Raw genomic sequence first — 16441 nt, 5'->3', positions numbered from 1 at the left:
GGATCTTGAGGAAGAAGACCGTAGCGATTGTGGGAATGAGCCGGGTACGTCCGCGCTATGCTTGGACCGGTCAACGCTCCGGCTTCGCTTGCTCCTGTCGGTATTGACCCGGCGTCATGCCGGTGGCCCGCTTGAACAGCGAGAAAAAGGTGCTTTTCGTTTGAAAACCGGATTGCTCCGTAATATCCGCTACCGTCCAATCGGTCGTCGTAAGCAGGTGAATCGCATATTTGATCCGCTGGTCCGTAATATAGTCGGACAAGGACAGCGCATAGCGTTCTTTGAAGATTTGCCGGACATAGTTGACGGACAGGTTGACATGCTCGGCGATATCGTCGACCGACAGCATGGGATTGTGCAGGTGATTGCGCACGAATTCGACCATTTCGGAGACGAATTCTTCCTTCCGCGCCGAGCCGCTGCGCGGTCGCTCCCGATCCATCATTTGCAGCAGCTCCTGCAGCAGCCAGGCCTTCACTTCGCCGATCGTGGAGAATCGCCCCAGGAACGCATGGATGCTCTTCATGCCTTGCAGCGTACCCGCGTTCTTGAAGCTCTTCATAATCGAATAAATGATATGGGTCAGCTGCAGCTTGCATTCTTCGTAGCCGAGCCCGTGCATATGCCGGGTAAGGCTGTCCAGCTCGGACGCCAGCGCGTCCGCGTTCCGAAGGCGGACGGCATGAATGGCTTGCTTCAGCAGCCGTTCGTCCGGGCCGCTGCCTTCCTCCGCCCGATACCGCTCCAGATCGTCCATGGTGAATACCCGGTCTTCGTCGCACAGGAAAGCCAGCAGCGTCAATTCGTAGACGCGGTCGTAGACCGGTTGAAGATTGGCTCCTTCGCCAAGCGCGGGCCCGACCGCCGCCTGCAGATCCAGCTTCAGCCAGCGCTTGATTTGAGCGCGCACGTCCTTCATCGCTTCAAGGACGCGGCTCTCTTCGTCCGCGGCGGAAGCGGCGATCAGCGCCACGATATGATCGGAGCCGAAATCGACCGTCTCCGCGGCGAAATCGTGGTTGGCCAGCACCTCCGCCATCAGGTTCCCGAGCGCGTAACGCAGCAGCTTGCGCGACGCGAAATCGTAGTCTTCCGCGAACCGTCCGTACGATTCCAGACGGATCACCGCGATACGGAACGTCCCCGCCCGAAGAATCCCGGTCTGATGCCGGATATAGTGCGCCGCCGGGCCGGAAGCTTTCGAGCCGAGGATCCATTGCCGCAAGAGATCGTCCTTGATCAGCGCCTTGCTGCTCTTCAGGGACAAGTCCTGCTGCTCGAGGCGGCCGACCAGCGTATCGAAGCGGGAATCGAGCCAGGCGATCTCGTTGCCGGCATTCCCCGCTTGCGCGGTCGGCTCCTCGGGCCCGAGCTTGGATTGCAGCCGCGCCGTCAAGTCGCTGATCGGCTTCAGCCGGCGGTACGATTGCCAATACAGAAACAGCAGCAGCGCAAAGACAAGGACGACGGAAGCGGCGATGATATCGAACCGGATGCGATCGATTTTGGCCTGCCATGCCGAGATCGGCGACAGCAGGTACGCCTTCCAGCCTTCGATCGGCAATTCCGCCGTTTGGATCGACCAGGTGCCTCCGCCGCCGGTCCATTTCCGGCTCGGCGCGTCCGATGCGGGCCGCTCGGCCTTCGCCAGCGCCGACGCCAGCTCCGCGTCCGCATTGCCGAGAATGAACGCACGGTCCGCGTTCTCGACGATCAGCTTGTTCTGGTCCCGCCCGGAAATTTGGAGCATATGCTCGTTCAGCAGCGGCTTGCTGAAGAGGATCGATACGTAGCCGCTGTAGTTCCGGTTCGGCCCGGCTGCTGCCGGCACGACAAGCGCGAGATACGATTTGCCTTGAACGGCATGGTCGAAGAATTGCAGGTACGGCGTCGTCCCTTCGCTTTGGATCGCGTCTACCATCGCGGGGTCGAAGTAATCTTGCACCGTGTAGAGACCGGCATCCGAGGAGGCGTAGATTTGATTCATCTTGAAATTGAACAAGCTGATGCTTTGGATAAACGGTTCGCTGTTCACGAATTCCCGCACGCTGGCCGCCGCCTTGTACAACGACAACGGCGAATACCGGTCCGGGGTCATGTTCAGCCAGAGCGCGATGTTTTCTTCCGAATACACCCGAAGCGCGAACTGGCGCAATTTTTGCAGCGTGAATTCCGACGTTTGCACGACCTGCTGCATTTTGTCCCGATTGGACGCGTCGATTTCGTTCATCGTGCTTTGCACGAACAAGCGGCTTAAGTACATCGTGAACGCCAGGGTAAGGACGCAAACGGCCATGCAGGCGTATAAAAACAGCCGAACATACGTCTTCCTCGGCAGCACCCGGCTCCACATTCCGATCTCCCCCCGCTTTCGCGCTTCCGTTCGATGACGGATAACCGCCCGACCTTGTCTCCTATGAAATTTATTCCAATCGCGGGGGTTCTATTACCTCGCGGCGCGCGCGGCTGCCTTGCCGCCGAGGCGGCGGTTCGCCCCGGCTTAGGATCCCGGCCCGCATGCATGCCGACGCAACAAAAAAAGACCGCGCTGCGCGATCTCTTGGAATAGCGAAACAGGATGATAGCAGACTCGCCGGGCCCTTTTGCCGCGTCGGAACGCGGAATCGAATCGCTGGTCAGCACAAACCCGCCGACGCCTCCGATGGCCATCATGAATAGCAAGTAAAGCACGGATATTTTGTTCGATTTATGGTTCATGGCGCTCCCCTTCCCCCACCAGGTAAAAGATAGACTCCACTTGCGCGCGAAAGACGGCCGCGATCGACATAATCGTAGTCAATTTGTATAGGATCCTATACAAATTGACTACGATTATGTACGAACATGCGATCCTCCTCAAGCGATAAAATCAAAAAGAGCCGCGCTGCGCGCGGCTCTTCCGTTTCTTGCAGTCGATTTAAACCTGCCCGCTCAGGCAAAGAACCGTCTTAGCTCCTGCGCCACCAATTCCGGCTTTCCGCCTCGATTGGCATTGCTGACGTCGCACGCCCCGCCGTGATCGAGTCCGGGCATTTCCACCCGCGCGGCCCGGGGCAGCGCATGCTCCAAAGCCTGAAGCGCGGGCTTCAGGTACGGCAAGCCTTTGCTGCCCCCCAGCAGCAGCGTTTCGGTGCTCAAGGACTTGAACCGGTCCAGCTTGCCGGTCATTTCCGCCAGCAGCCGCCCGTCATAGTGCAGCGTCGGAGCCAGCATGCGCATCGTGACGTCGCCCGCCTTCGCCTTCTTGTCCTCCGCCGCCATCATCTTATTCGTCATGGACTCGAGCAGCCACCGAGGGATGGCGTTCAGCACAGCACCGCCGAGCTGGAGGCCTTTCAAGCACGTCACGAGCGCGGCGGCCGTCTTGCCCCGGGCCATCTCTTCGTCGTAACGGGCCAACCATTCCGTCCGCTTCGCGTCCATCAGCAGCGCGGGTTCGTAAAGGGCAACTTTGCGTATCGCCGGCAAGGCGAGCGCCGCTTCGAGGGCGATGAGACCGCCCGAGCTGATCCCGAAGACATAGCGGGCACCCGTTTGCTGAAGCAGCGCCTCCACGTCCTCGACTTCCTTCCGGATTCCGTACGGCTCGCCGAAGGGTCCGCTGAGACCGCGTCCCCGGCGATCGGGCACGTAGACCGTGAACGCGTCGGCCAGCCGCTCCGCGAGCGTCATGAAGTGCTGCGAAGACAAATTGGCCCCGTGAATCACCACCAAGCCCGGTCCCTGACCGAATTGCCGATAACCGATGGGCGTGCCGTCACCGGATGAAACAGTACCGAGCGAAAAGGTCTTCTGTTCCATCGCCGTCGCAGGGGATTGCATTACGGTTGCATTCATCCTTCCAAACGCCTCCTTAGAAGTTGCCCTTTTATTGAACCGCGTTAATCATTTCCCGGCCATGTTACTGCGAACCGCGGAGCCGCTCCGCTACATCGCGCAGCCATTCTTCATTCCAGGACAGCTCGCCCGAGCGGAAGTCATCGATCGCGGCGCGCAGCCACTCCAGCTCGGCGCCCGCCACGGCACGGCCGTATTCCGCCTCCAGCATGAACAACCGGGGAACGGTCTCCTTGTACCGCAGAAGCTGCGCATCCATGCGTTCGACGGTTTCTTGAAGCGCGGCTTCCCTTTTCTCGAATTGACGCAGAACGTCATCGGGCGCCAGCAGCGTGAGGAACGAGACGGCCGCGGGAAAATCCGGATATTCCCGCGATTGGACCGCAAGCATCTCCCGCAGCCATTCCTTCGATGCCTCGCTTCCTGCCTCGGTCAGTTCGTACATGGTTCGGTCGGGGCGCCCGCCTTCGCTTAAGGTGCCTTGAACGGAAATGAGCCCCTCTCTGAGCAGCCGGTCGATGGTTTGATAAATGCCGGTACGCTGACGGACGTTGATGACCTCATCCTTTCCTCTTTCTTTGATCAGCTGCTGCATTCCGTAAGGGTGCATGGGTTCTTCGGCTAAATGGGCGAGCACCGCTAAAGCCAGCGGCGATCGCTGCGGTTTGTTAGGTTTGTTCTTCATAGTCATAATATTACTATTCATATAATGACTATGTCAATGGTTTCCAGCGAAATATCCCTATCCTCCCCGCCTTATCTTTATGTACCGGAACCTAAACGGTTGATCGCGCTTCGGACGGAGCGAAAACGCCCTTTAACGCGAAAAAGACAGCCGATCCATTCCGGACGGCTGCCTGATGCGACAAAAGAAAAAAACCGCGTCGAACGCGGTTTTCGCATGGCGCGGATGTTCTCGTCCCGTTGCCGTTAAGCCGCTTCGGAGAGCGCCCGCGCTTTAACGTATTGCCGATTAAAACGTATTATATACGTTTTCGCATTCCTCGCCGGTCGGTTCATAGAAGCAGTGCTTCTTCCAACGTCCCGCGAACGGCTGATCATACCACGTCGGCGGACACGGCCCGGGATTCTCGAACGAACCCGGACGGAAATACCAGAGCGAGAATTTGGCCGGCCAATTCCGCTCCCCGTTCACGGCGCGCTGCGCCAGACGGCGCTCTCTGTCTCGCGCGCCTTGATAATACAAACCATGCTGCAGCGCTTCGAACGCATGCGGCTGATTGATCATTTGAGGAATCGTGCGAATGCCTTTAAAATCGGAGCAATTCCCTCTTATCCGGTTAATGCCGACATTTCCGACCAGAAGCATGCCCATCTCGCCTTCGGTCTCGGCTTCGGCCCGAAGCAACCTTGCCAGCATATCGATGTCCTGTTTCCGGGCTTTTACGACTGCCATTGCCTCACCTCTTTAGATTTCTAGACTCATCATATTGTAGGCGAAGCGGAAGTGTGACACCGGCGGAATCGAGAGCGGCCGTAAATCGCCCATTTTAACCCGGCTTGCTCATGGGAGCCGCCCGCCGTCCCCCGCCGATGCGGGCACTTCCTCCGGCAGCTCGCCGAACGTCATGCCGGGCACGTTGCGCGGTTTGTATTCGATGACGTCGGAGGAATAGATGGATACGTACAATTTGCCGGGCACCGCCAGCGCGCGGATCAGGATCGGTTGATTGTATTGGTTCTCGAAGGCGAAGTCGGGCCCGTTCCAGCTGACCGTCGCGTCGCGGCCCGAGCGCACGTACGGCACGCTCCGGCTGTGCGAATAGCGCTTCACGATCTGCAGCCCCGCACGGTCGCTCGCATTGAACAGCGTGGAGGACACCTGGCATATCCCGCCGCCGATGCCCTCGGATAATTCGCCTCTCACGATGACGGGCGCCTCCAAATACCCTTTTTCCTTCGTGCGCTCGCCGACGACTTTGTTGAACGAGAAGGTTTCCCCCGGAAAAATGACCGTATTGTTGATCGCCTGCGCCGCCAGCCGGATGTTATGCGAACGGTTCTTGTTGCGGCTGTTGTAATACGTGGCGTATTGGCCAATGGGCTTCTCCTTGATCTCCGCCAGCAGCTCGCGATCCACCCGCGGATAGACGGGAGCAAGCGGCGCGTCCATCGCGGATGGTCCCGTGCCGTAGAAGTACGCGTAGAACTTCTCGGTAAACAGCCCCTGGTCGAGCCGGTAGCCGAGCTGTTCGGCTACGATTCCGCCGTGATCGCCGATGACCGCGTTGCGTGGCGCTTCATAGCTCCGCCGCTTCAACTGCTCGACAAGCCGGTCGAACTTGTCCAAATCCACCATGGTGAACCCGGGCGACGCGTAGTCGGCACGATGAATCACGACGGCGTTCTGCCCGCGAAGCCCCACGGATAACTGTTCGTCGGGCTGCCCGTCATCGATGCCCGGCTGCAAGAGCCGCATAAGGCCCGTAATCCATAACCATTTCATTAGGCGTTCTCCACTTCGTCGATTGTTCAAACTGCCATTGGGTAGTTCTGCGGCGTTCTCGCTTAGCCGCGCTTATCGCGCAAGGGCGTTATGCGGAAGCCCGGACTTATCCCAATTTTTAGGATGTAGTATGCCCTCGAATCGGAAAGCTATGCCTCAGCAACAAAAAGCAGCCGATCGATTGATCGGCTGCGATTATGGCTTCGTCGGGCGTTGGCGGCAGCCTTTGCGCGTCTAAGCGACGGTCACGATCACGGGCTGATGCTTTGTAATAATGATCGTATGCTCATGCTGGGCCACGAAGCTATTGTCGGGCACGCCCATCGTCCATCCGTCCTGCCGTTCGACGGCATAACCGGCGCCGGTGGATAAGAACGGCTCGATCGTAATGACCATGCCCTCTTTCAGGACGCGTTTATCGTGCTTGTTATAGTAGGGAAGAATTTCTTGCGGAGCCTCGTGCAAGGCTCGGCCGATCCCGTGACTGCACAGATTCTTAATCACGTTATAGCCGCCCTTTTGCGCCTCGAACTGAATCATCCTGCCGATTTCGTTCAATCTCACGCCGTGCCTGAGGGAAGCAATCACCTTCATCATCGTATCGTGCGCGTATTGGCAGAGGCGCGTTAATGCCGGATCGTACGGAGCCATTGGAAACGAGTGCCCCGCATCCGCGAAATACCCGCCAAGCTCGGCCGAGACGTCGATGTTGATTAAATCGCCCGGTTGAATTTTGCGATCCCCCGGTATGCCGTGCGCGACTTCATGGTTCACGCTGATGCACGTATGGCCGGGGAAACGATACGTTGATCTCGGCGCGGACACGGCTCCGTGCTGATCCAAGATCTGCCCTCCGATGGCGTCCAATTCCCGCGTCGTCATTCCGGGACGTACGCTTCGTTTCATTTCGCGTATCGTCATGGCCACGATTTTGCCGATTTCCTTCAGACCGTCCACGTCGTTTTGAGATCCGATTGTCACCGCATTGCCCTCCGTTTGTTCGTGATAACGCCATTTTATCACAAAGGAGAGGTGCGCCGTTAGACCGTCCGTTACCGAACGAACCCGAACAGCCGGTCATGCCGATCGGCCGCCTTTCGCTTGCTTTTCGTTAACCTCCGCTCGCGTTCTCATTCATTGAGATACAAATTGACTTTGTTTTGAATCAGCTTGGCGACGTCCTCCGCCGATTTCTGGCCCTTGAAGAAGGACTCGCCTTCTTCGGAGACGATCTCGCCGACCCGGGATTGTTTGCCGATGGCGTGAACCGCGCCCGTCAAGTAGTCGTCGAGCTGGTCGAGCAGCGCTCCGTCGGCTTTGACGGTCATGCCGTCGGCGGGACCGTTCGGCACGGTGGTGAGGGTCCCCGCCTTGCGGAACTGCTCGACCTGCTTGTCGTAGGCAACCCGGCTGATCGGGAAGCCGGCAAAGGAGATGTCGCTGATCGAGTAGCTGGAGGCGGTGTTATCCGCGGGCACGGTCGCCGCCTCCTCGGCTGCGAGGAAAGCGATGAACCTCCAGGCTTCCGCCTTGAAGGGCGAGCCCGCGTTGATGCCGACGGTCTGGTTCGCCTGGAAGTACCCCCCCGCTCCCAGCTCCGGCGCATGCGGCTTCGTATAAAGCTTGGCATGTCCGTCGTAGTAATCCATCATGAACAAATAATCGCTTAACGATTGAATGGGTACTTCCTGGAAATAAGTAGGAATCGACCCCTTCCCGACGCCGCGATCGGCCTGCTTGGCGATCCCTTCGTCGAACATCGTCTTGATCCGCTGCAGCATGCCCGTGAACGCCGGCGAATCGAACTTCGCTTGCCGGCTCGCCTCATCGACGTACAGGGGGTAATTCTCGCTGAACATCTCGTCGAGCATGTACGCCATGCTGCTGAGAAGCACCGTCTTATTGCCGTCCTTCTGCGCGAGCTGCTTCGCGATCTCCGAGAAGTCGTCCCATGTCCAGTTCTTGTCGTCGATCTGCGCGCCGGACTTCTGAATCGCGTCCGCATCGCCGATGAGTCCGTCCAGATAGAAGGAGAGCGGCATGGCGTACAGCCCTCCGCCGATCTCGCTGTTGTCCAGCACGTTGGCAAAATAATCGGCCTTGTCGAACGAGGCGTCCTGCTTCATCATGTCGTTCAGATCGACGAGCAGATGCCGGTTGGCGTATTTGTCCGTCGGCAGCAGGTCCAGCTCGAGCAGATCGGGGCCTTTGCCCGCGAGCATCGCCGCGTTGGTCGTCGTCACGTATTTCTCGATATTCGCTTCCTGGGAATCGATATCCTTGAATTCGGTCTGGGTATACGTCAGCTCGATCGTCGTATTCGGATGCAGCGATTCGTACTTCTTCACGGACGCCTTCAGCTGCGCGCTCGGATTGACCGTGGCGAAGACGAGCTTCACCGGACCGGTCGGCTCGCCGCCTTCCTTCTGCCCCCCGTTCCCGTCGTTCGCAGCCTTCGCGGGGACTTGTCCGCTTCCTTCCTTCACGTCTCCTCCTCCGGCGTTATTCCCGGCGCCTTGACCGGTCGTCGAAGGCGTGCCTCCGCCTGCGTGATTGCCGGCGCACGCGGAGAGCGTGAGCCCGATCAGACCGAGCGCGATGAACAATCCCTTACCCTTCATCGTAAAACCCCTTTCCGGGAGCAAGCTAGCGCGCATCGCGCGGTTGTCCCGCTTTACAATATAAGGCAGGGATGTGATCAAAGCTTCGCCGACTTGTAATCAAAATGTCACGATATTCCGAAGAATCGTGCTTCGCCGCCATAAAGCCGATCGCATAAAAAAACAACACCTCGAAGAGATGTTGTTTGCCGGCGCCTATTCTTGGATGCGAAGAATGATTTTACCGGTATTTTGGTTCTTTTCCATCATCGCATGGGCTTCGTTCGCTTGGTCCCGCTCCCATACGGAGTCGACGATCGGCTTCAGGCGTCCGTCCGCAAAACGCGGCATCGCGAAGCGGGCGAACTGCTCGGTGAGCTCGATCTTGGCCGATACCGGTTGGGAACGCAGCGCCGTGCCGATGACCTGCAGCCGTTTCCGCAGCAAGAAGCCCAGATCGAGCTCGTTTACTTTGCTTCCGCCCATCGTACCGATCACGATCAATTTGCCGTCCGTCGCAAGCGACGCCATATTTTGCTGCCAATACGGGGCGCCGATGAAATCCATGACGAGGTTTACGCCGCGGCCTTCGGTTGCCTCTTGCACGGCTTGGACGAACGGGCCCGCCGTGTAATCGATCGCCAGACCGGCGCCGAGCGCCAGACACGCGTCGCGCTTCTCCCGCGTGCCGGCGGTGACGATCGATGCGGCACCCGCTTCGCGCACGAGCTGAATCGCCGCGGTACCGACGCCGCTTGCTCCCGCATGGATCAATACGTCATGGCCCTCCCGCAAGCCTCCGAGCACGAACAGATTCAGATAAGCGGTAAGGAAGACTTCCGGAATCGCCGCCGCCTGTTCGAACGACAAATGGTCCGGAATCCGCATCGCCATGCCGGCCGGAATGGCGACCCGTTCCGCGTACCCGCCTCCCGGCAGCAGCCCGAACACGCGGTCTCCGGGCTCCCAGCCCTTCACGTCGGCGCCGACTTTATCGACAACCCCCGCCATTTCGAGCCCCAAGATCTCGGACGCGCCCGGCGGGGGCGGGTACAACCCGCGTTTTTGCAGCAGGTCCGCCCGATTGAGGGCGGTCGCTTTGACGGAGACGAGCAGCTCGCCGGCGGACGCGGACGGCTCGTCGGCTTCTCCGAGGTACAGCTGCTTCGTTTGTTCGTCTACAAGAATGGCTTTCATGATTATCCTCCTTCGCGCCTTGCCAGGGCAATGATTGCGCTGGCAGGAAAGAATGGTCATCGCGCATGACGATCGTGTTATCCCCCGGAGCGGCGGCATCTATTCGAAAGAAATCGGCAATACGACTTCCACCATCGTCCCTTTCTCCACTTCGCTTTCGATACGCATCGTCCCCCGATGATTTTGAACGATCCGCATGGACACCATCAATCCGAGCCCCGTTCCCGATTCCTTCGTCGTATAAAACGGGTTGCCGATCTTCGCGATTTCCTCCTGCGGGATGCCGTATCCCGCGTCTTGGATTCGAATGGTCAGGCAATCGCGCGTTCGTTTGGCGCTTATGGTCACTTCTCCGCCGGCGGGCATGGATTCGATGGCATTCTTCAGCACGTTGATAAAGACTTGATTGATGCTGCTTTGACACAGAATAAGCGGAATATCGGGATCCAGCTCTTTCTTGATTTGCACGTTGTACAGGTTTGCCTGCCCTTCGAATAATCGCGTCACGTGATTTAATATTGACGCCACGTCCCGCAGCTCATAGACCTCGTTGGAAGGCTTAGCCAGCACCAATAGCTCGCTCACGATTTCGTTAATGCGATCGATTTCCGCCAGCATGACATCGTTGCGCAGTTTTTTTGTGCCTTCAAGATCCTCTTTCCGGTACAACTGCACAAATCCGCGCAGGCTGGTCAAGGGATTTCGAATTTCATGGGCGATCCCGGCCGCGAGTTCGCCGATGACGGACAGCTTCTCCGACCTGCGGATTAATGCTTCGGCATGCACCCGTTCCGTAATATCGCGCCCCATGCTGATCACGTGTTGAATGTCGCCCGCCGCGTTCCTTATTTTTTTGGAATGCGCTTCTTGCCAGATATAATGGCCGTTCTTATGCCGAAGACGATAGACGAAGATCCGGCTATCCGCTTGATCCGTATTCCCCCGCCTTAACCAGCCGCCTTTCTGATCTTCCGGATGCCAATATTCATAGGCATATTGCCCGATCAGTTCTTCCGGCTCATAGCCGAGCTGGCTGCGGATGGCAGGCGAGACATAGGCTATCATTCCTTCGGGCGTTAAACGCAAAATAACGTCTTGCGAATGTTCGGATATCAGGTTGTGCAGCTCTTCGATCTTCTTGAACTCTTCTTCCTTCTTTTTTTGTTCGGTGATATCGATGAGATGGGCAATGAATAGGTCATCCCCGGGGATTCCCCGGAAATTCCTTTCTACCGTCACGTGCAGGTCCCCCCACGTGACGGACCCGGATTGATGCACATATCGTTTTTCGAGCCGATAGCCCTCCCTTTCGCCCCGTACCAATTGACGCCATAAATGCCGATCCGCCTCTAAATCGTCAGGATGGGTGCCGGAGGAAACGCCAAGCTTGATTAATTCGCTTTCGTTATAGCCTAACATGCGGCATAAAGACGGGTTGGTCATCAACACGCTGCCATCCGCGGCCAATAGAGCCATTCCGATCGGAGATGTCTCGAATGCGCGTATGAACAGACTGTGATCCTTGAGTTGAGATACCATGTTATCCTCCAGCTTGAGGCGTTTAGCTCCTAAAAAGGATGAACCTAATAAAGCATTATAACAGCAATATTCAGTTATACCTATAACGGAATCGAACGGATTATTCAAGGTTGTATAACGGAAACCGCCTTGCCTGGCGGGATGTTCGCTTGCCTATGTTCCCCGGCGGCTGCCCGAATGCGGCGGCCCGCGCCTTCCATGTTGTATCAAAAACGTCAATAAAGTCACATTATATCGCTGCTTCTCCGCCCCGCTTCGTATACACTAGACGTGCTTCCCGTTCATGGCATCATGGTCGACCAGCGAGCATTCGACTTCGGAAAGGAGGCGAACTTGCGCAACCGTTCGGCGATTATCCATCTCGAATAGGAGGAATTGACATGACCAACAGGTTGAAGCCTGCGTTTCAGCTCTTCTTGGCGGCCGTCATGGCGGCCGTGCTGTTCATCGCTTTCGGCAACGATGCCAACGCCAAATCGCTCTCCTTCACCGCTTCCGACGATGCTTGGATGTGGGGCACGACGTTCATGGGCAGCTCCGCGACGAGCTTGTCCGTCTACGGCTCGCAGGATAAGAAAGCGTATTTGAAATTCACGGCCGGGGGCGCGGGCACGATTCAGGACGCGATCCTGAAGGTAACCTGCGTCACCGGCGGGACGGCAACGGTAGGCGCATACGCGGGAACCGGCAACACTACGTGGACGGAGTCCAACCTGGCCTGGAATAATCAGCCCGCCGTCGGCACGCTGCTGGATTCCAAGAACACGACCTTCGTCGCCGGCACGACGTACTCGTTCCGCGTGAACGCGCTCGTCACGGCGAACGGCACGTACTCGGTCATTTTGAAGGCCGCGGCCGGAAGCGAGGTCGCTTTCGCGTCCAAGGAAGGCGCCAACGCGCCGCAGCTGATCGTCTCGGACGGCACGTCGCCGGTCTCGTCCGAAGGTCCGAGTCTGGCCGGCTATACGCTCTACAAGGACTATTCGTTCGGCACCTCGCGCAACGTAAACAGCCTGGCCTCCCTCTCGACCAATTTCAATGCCTACGGCATCGCGGGCACGACGGTCATCAACAACGAGTGGCAGCGCTACCAGCCGATCAATGCGACGAATCACGCGCTGACCGCCAATTCGCTCGACTTGACGGCCGTCGCGAATCTCGGCGGCGTCTATGACGGCGGCATCAGCAGCGGCCAAATCACGACGAAGGAGACGTTCTATCCGTCGAACGGCAAGACGTACGTCTTCCAGCTGCGCGCCAAGATCCCGAACGGCGTCGGCACCTGGCCGGCCTTCTGGATGTACTCGCCCGGCGGAACGGGCTCGACCGCGTCCGAAATCGACATCTTCGAATTCTTCAACTCCCCGACGCAGAACCACTACGACTGGACCGGCTACGATCACGGCTCCGGCGTCGGCGACAATTACTACAACATCATGACGAATCAATGGGTCTGGCATCCGGGCACCGATTTCTCGGCCGATTACCATACGTACTCGCTCGTCTGGAAAGAAGGCGAAATCCAGAAGTGGGTCGACGGCACGATGGTCAAAGGCTCCAACTTCGCTTGGTTCGGCCCTGCGCCGCAAGTGCTGATCAACCTGGCGATCGGCGGCAGCCCGAACAGCAATCCGACCGCCGCCACGTTCCCGGCGAAGTTCAGCCTCGATTATTTCCGGGTCTACGTGAAGAATTAATGCCTGCTCCGCAGGGAAAAGAAAAGGATGAAGCGGCTATTCGCTTCATCCTTTTTGATTGCGGTTCGATTCGTCCGTTCGTCTGGCACGTTCGCCTCCTCGGCTCATCGTCGTTACTTATTCACCAGCGCCATGCTGTCCGCGGCGTATCGATCGCCCGACGCGATGCCTACGGGCGCGGCTTCGTCCAGCTTGGCCATCTCTTCCGGCGTTAGCGCGATCTCCGCCGAAGCGGCGTTCTCCTCCAAATTCGCAATCCGGCGGGTGCCCGGAATCGGCACGCAGCCCTGGGCGATCGTCCACGCCAATGCCAGCTGTGTCCGGCGCGGCTTCGGACAATCCGATATGGCCGATCTTGCCGTCGGCGACGAGCTTGCTCATCGCCCCGATCGTCTCCTCGATCGGGACGGAGGGATCGATGCGGTGAAGGTACGCCAAGTCGACGTATTCCGTCCGCAATCGGCGCAGCGAGCCTTCGATGGCTCGGACGACATGCTCCGGCCTGCCGTCCACGACGCGTTTCCCGTCGACGACCTTGACCTTGCCGTCGTCCGTGAAGCCGAAGCCGACCTTGGTTGCGACGACCACGCGCTCGCGGATGCCGGCAAACGCGCGTCCCAGCAATTGTTCGTTGTGGCCCATGCCGTACGTCTCCGCGGTGTCGAAGAACGTGACGCCGAGTTCGATGGCCCGGCGAAGGGTAGACAAGCTTTCGTCGTCATCGCTTGGACCGTATATATACGTGCTCATCCCCATGCAGCCCAAGCCGATTTGGCTCACCTTCAAGTTACGCGGTCCCAAATCCACGCTTTTCATAACCGTTCACGCCCCTTGTGATTAGGATGTCCGTTCGCCGCCGGTTTCAGTTCGTTATCGGTTGTATTGCGACAGTCCTCTGCCTCGCGTTTTGCATGTCTGCGTGGCCGGACAGCGCGCTGCCCGTCGTTATTCAGCGAGCGTCGCGCCGGTGAGCTGCTCGCTCAGCTGCCACAGCCGGCCTGCCGCGACGGGATCGGCCGCGCGAGGCCGCACGCCATGCATTTCTGTCGAATCGTCGCTCGGCAGCGCCCTTGCGATCTCGCAATCCGCGCAATACACGCCGCCCATGCCGTCCAGCATCGGGCTCGTCGCGCACCACACGCTGGTGGCCGCTCCTTGTTCGGGGCTTTTCCGGTTGTTGTCGGGATCGATAATCGGCTTGCCGGACGTATCGAGGATGTCCAGGGTATCGATTTCGGCCTTCGTCAAATGCCGCTGCAGATCGGTTGCGATGCCGCCCGGATGGACGGAAAACGCGCGCACGCCGTATGGTTGCCCGATGGCGTCCAGCGCGACGGCGAACAGGGCGTTCGCCGTCTTCGCTTGGCCGTAGGCAGCCCAGGGGTTATATTCGCGCCGCTCGAAGTTCAAGTCGCGGAAGTCGATCCCCGCGCGCCGGTGCGCATAGGACGAGAGCGCTACGACGCGCGCGCCTTCCGCGCGAACGAGCGCGGGCCACAGACGGCAGGCGAGCTGAAAATGGCCGAGGTGGTTCGCCGCGAACTGCGATTCGTTGCCCCGTTCATCGCGCGCCAGCGGCGTCGCCATGATGCCCGCGTTGTTGACGAGGATATGGAGCTTATCGAAACGGCTAAGAAATCGCGAAGCAAACGCATCGATAGAAGCGGGATCCAGCAAATCCATGGCGTCCAGTTCGACGTCCGGCATGTCGGCGAGGCTTGCCTTCGCTTTCGGGATATCGCGGGCCGGCACGATGACCGTGGCGCCGGCGGAGCGGAACGCGCGGACCGTTTCCAGGCCGATGCCGGAGTATCCGCCGGTGACGATCACGTTTTTGCCGGTCAAATCAATGCCTTGAATGACTTCTGCTGCGGTCGCGGAAGCTCCGAAACCGGAGCCGATTGGTGCTTGCGGTGTTGTCATGCTCTATCTCCTCCGTGATTCGTTATCGTCTGGCTCATCTCGAGCCTCTTCATTATGCGACAGATGAACCGCCGGGCGTTATCACGATTCCCTCAAATGATTGCCCGATCCTATCACGCCCGTTTGCGCGCGACCGCCCGCGTATACTATGATGAGTCTCAAACGACACGTTAACAGGAGAATGTTATGGCCCAACCAACGCAAGAACTTCGCGAGACGCTCGCGGGCATGATCGATCGGCTCGCCGGACGGCAGAACGGCGTGCACCCGACTCCGATCCCGTCGCTATTCTTCTTTCGCGAAAATCAGGCGACCGAGCCCAAGCACGGCGTTCACGCGCGTTCCGTTTGTTTTGTCTTTCAAGGGCGGAAGGAAGTCCTGCTCGCGCGGGACAGTTATGCGTACAGCCCGGCCGAGTACCTGGTCGCGTCCGTTCAACTGCCGGTCATCAGCCAGATCACGGAAGCTTCTCCCGACGCCCCTTATCTCGCGCTGAAACTCGAGTTCTCGCCGGAGCAAGTGCTGCAGGTCATGAAGGAATCCGGCATCCGGCCCGCCCCTCAAGAGCAAGCGAAACGCGGCATGTTCATCAGCGAGGTGGACGCGCCGCTGTTGGATGCCGTGACGCGATTGACGCGGTTGCTGGACGCGCCGGCGGATATCCCGCTCATGGCGCCGCTGCTGATCAAGGAAGTCCTGTACCGCGTGCTTCAGGGGAAACACAGCGGCGCGCTGGCGCAATCGGCCGTCGAAGGCGGCGCGGCTTTTCGGATCAAAGCGGTCATTGACCATATTAAGGAGCATTACAACCAAGCGTTTCGCATCGAGGCGCTTGCGGAGCAGGCGAATATGAGCGTTCCGACGCTCCATCGTCATTTCAAGGCGGTGACCGCCATGACGCCCATCCAGTTTCAAAAGCAGCTGCGGCTGCAGGCCGCGCGACGGCTGCTGTTCTCCGAATCGTCGAATGCCGCGGACGTCGCCTTTCAAGTCGGCTACGAGAGCCCTTCGCAATTCAGCCGCGAGTATGCCCGAATGTTCGGCCTGTCGCCGATTCAAGATATCAAACGGCTGAGGATGCCGGAAGGGTAACGCGCCGCGCCATTATGAGGATGGCGGCCGGCTCAGCTTCGTATCGGATGCATCCAACAATGAAACAGCCGGCCCCGATGGGCCGGCTG

12 protein-coding genes and 1 pseudogene are annotated in these 16441 nt (G+C 58.8%); 2 read left to right on the top strand and 11 right to left on the bottom strand.

From position 1 onward, the window contains the following. Window positions 1-70: 70 nt before the first annotated feature. The 9 genes from I8J29_RS04465 to I8J29_RS04425 all read right to left on the bottom strand — a co-directional run bounded on the left by I8J29_RS04465 (window position 71) and on the right by I8J29_RS04425 (window position 11640). The gene (locus I8J29_RS04465; RefSeq protein ID WP_208846466.1) at window positions 71-2353 is read right to left on the bottom strand and encodes a helix-turn-helix domain-containing protein; all 2283 of its coding nucleotides are present in this window, start codon (window positions 2351-2353) and stop codon (window positions 71-73) included. A gap of 578 nt (window positions 2354-2931) precedes the next feature. Then, entirely contained in the window at window positions 2932-3837 is a 906-nt protein-coding gene (locus I8J29_RS04460) for an alpha/beta fold hydrolase (RefSeq protein WP_208846465.1), read from the bottom strand. 64 nt (window positions 3838-3901) lie between these two features. Next, complete coding sequence (locus I8J29_RS04455; protein ID WP_276316244.1) at window positions 3902-4522, bottom strand: PadR family transcriptional regulator; 621 nt, start codon at window positions 4520-4522, stop codon at window positions 3902-3904. Between the two features lie 288 nt (window positions 4523-4810). Next, the gene (locus I8J29_RS04450; protein WP_090643430.1) at window positions 4811-5254 is read right to left on the bottom strand and encodes a cell wall hydrolase; all 444 of its coding nucleotides are present in this window, start codon (window positions 5252-5254) and stop codon (window positions 4811-4813) included. 108 nt (window positions 5255-5362) lie between these two features. Continuing rightward, window positions 5363-6304, bottom strand: a complete 942-nt coding sequence (locus I8J29_RS04445; RefSeq protein ID WP_208846463.1) for a VanW family protein — start codon at window positions 6302-6304, stop codon at window positions 5363-5365. A gap of 234 nt (window positions 6305-6538) precedes the next feature. Beyond that, window positions 6539-7285: a type I methionyl aminopeptidase gene (map, locus tag I8J29_RS04440; RefSeq protein ID WP_208846462.1), complete on the bottom strand. Its 747-nt coding sequence runs from the start codon at window positions 7283-7285 to the stop codon at window positions 6539-6541. Window positions 7286-7434: 149 nt separating this feature from the next. After that, window positions 7435-8925, bottom strand: a complete 1491-nt coding sequence (locus tag I8J29_RS04435; RefSeq protein WP_208846461.1) for an ABC transporter substrate-binding protein — start codon at window positions 8923-8925, stop codon at window positions 7435-7437. 195 nt (window positions 8926-9120) lie between these two features. Next, window positions 9121-10101, bottom strand: a complete 981-nt coding sequence (locus I8J29_RS04430; protein ID WP_208846460.1) for an NAD(P)H-quinone oxidoreductase — start codon at window positions 10099-10101, stop codon at window positions 9121-9123. A 99-nt stretch (window positions 10102-10200) separates the two neighbouring features. Continuing rightward, on the bottom strand, window positions 10201-11640 hold the full coding sequence (locus I8J29_RS04425; protein WP_208846459.1) for a PAS domain S-box protein: 1440 nt from the start codon (window positions 11638-11640) through the stop codon (window positions 10201-10203). A gap of 380 nt (window positions 11641-12020) precedes the next feature. On the opposite strand from I8J29_RS04425, the gene I8J29_RS04420 reads away from it, so the two are divergent. Continuing rightward, the gene (locus I8J29_RS04420) at window positions 12021-13337 is read left to right on the top strand and encodes a glycoside hydrolase family 16 protein (protein WP_208846458.1); all 1317 of its coding nucleotides are present in this window, start codon (window positions 12021-12023) and stop codon (window positions 13335-13337) included. Window positions 13338-13450: 113 nt separating this feature from the next. On the opposite strand, the pseudogene I8J29_RS04415 reads toward I8J29_RS04420, so the two are convergent. Continuing rightward, window positions 13451-14153, bottom strand: a pseudogene (locus tag I8J29_RS04415) (aldo/keto reductase). A gap of 129 nt (window positions 14154-14282) precedes the next feature. Then, on the bottom strand, window positions 14283-15260 hold the full coding sequence (locus tag I8J29_RS04410) for an oxidoreductase (protein ID WP_208846457.1): 978 nt from the start codon (window positions 15258-15260) through the stop codon (window positions 14283-14285). 186 nt (window positions 15261-15446) lie between these two features. Between I8J29_RS04410 and I8J29_RS04405 the strand changes: the two genes are divergently transcribed. Continuing rightward, entirely contained in the window at window positions 15447-16352 is a 906-nt protein-coding gene (locus I8J29_RS04405; RefSeq protein ID WP_208846456.1) for an AraC family transcriptional regulator, read from the top strand. The last annotated feature ends 89 nt before the right edge of the window (window positions 16353-16441 follow it).

The sequence above is a fragment of the Paenibacillus artemisiicola genome (genome assembly GCF_017652985.1).
GTDB classification, from domain to species: domain Bacteria; phylum Bacillota; class Bacilli; order Paenibacillales; family Paenibacillaceae; genus Paenibacillus_Z; species Paenibacillus_Z artemisiicola.
The sequence above is the reverse complement of the archived record's forward strand: the minus strand, read 5'-3'. Positions and strand labels throughout refer to the sequence as shown.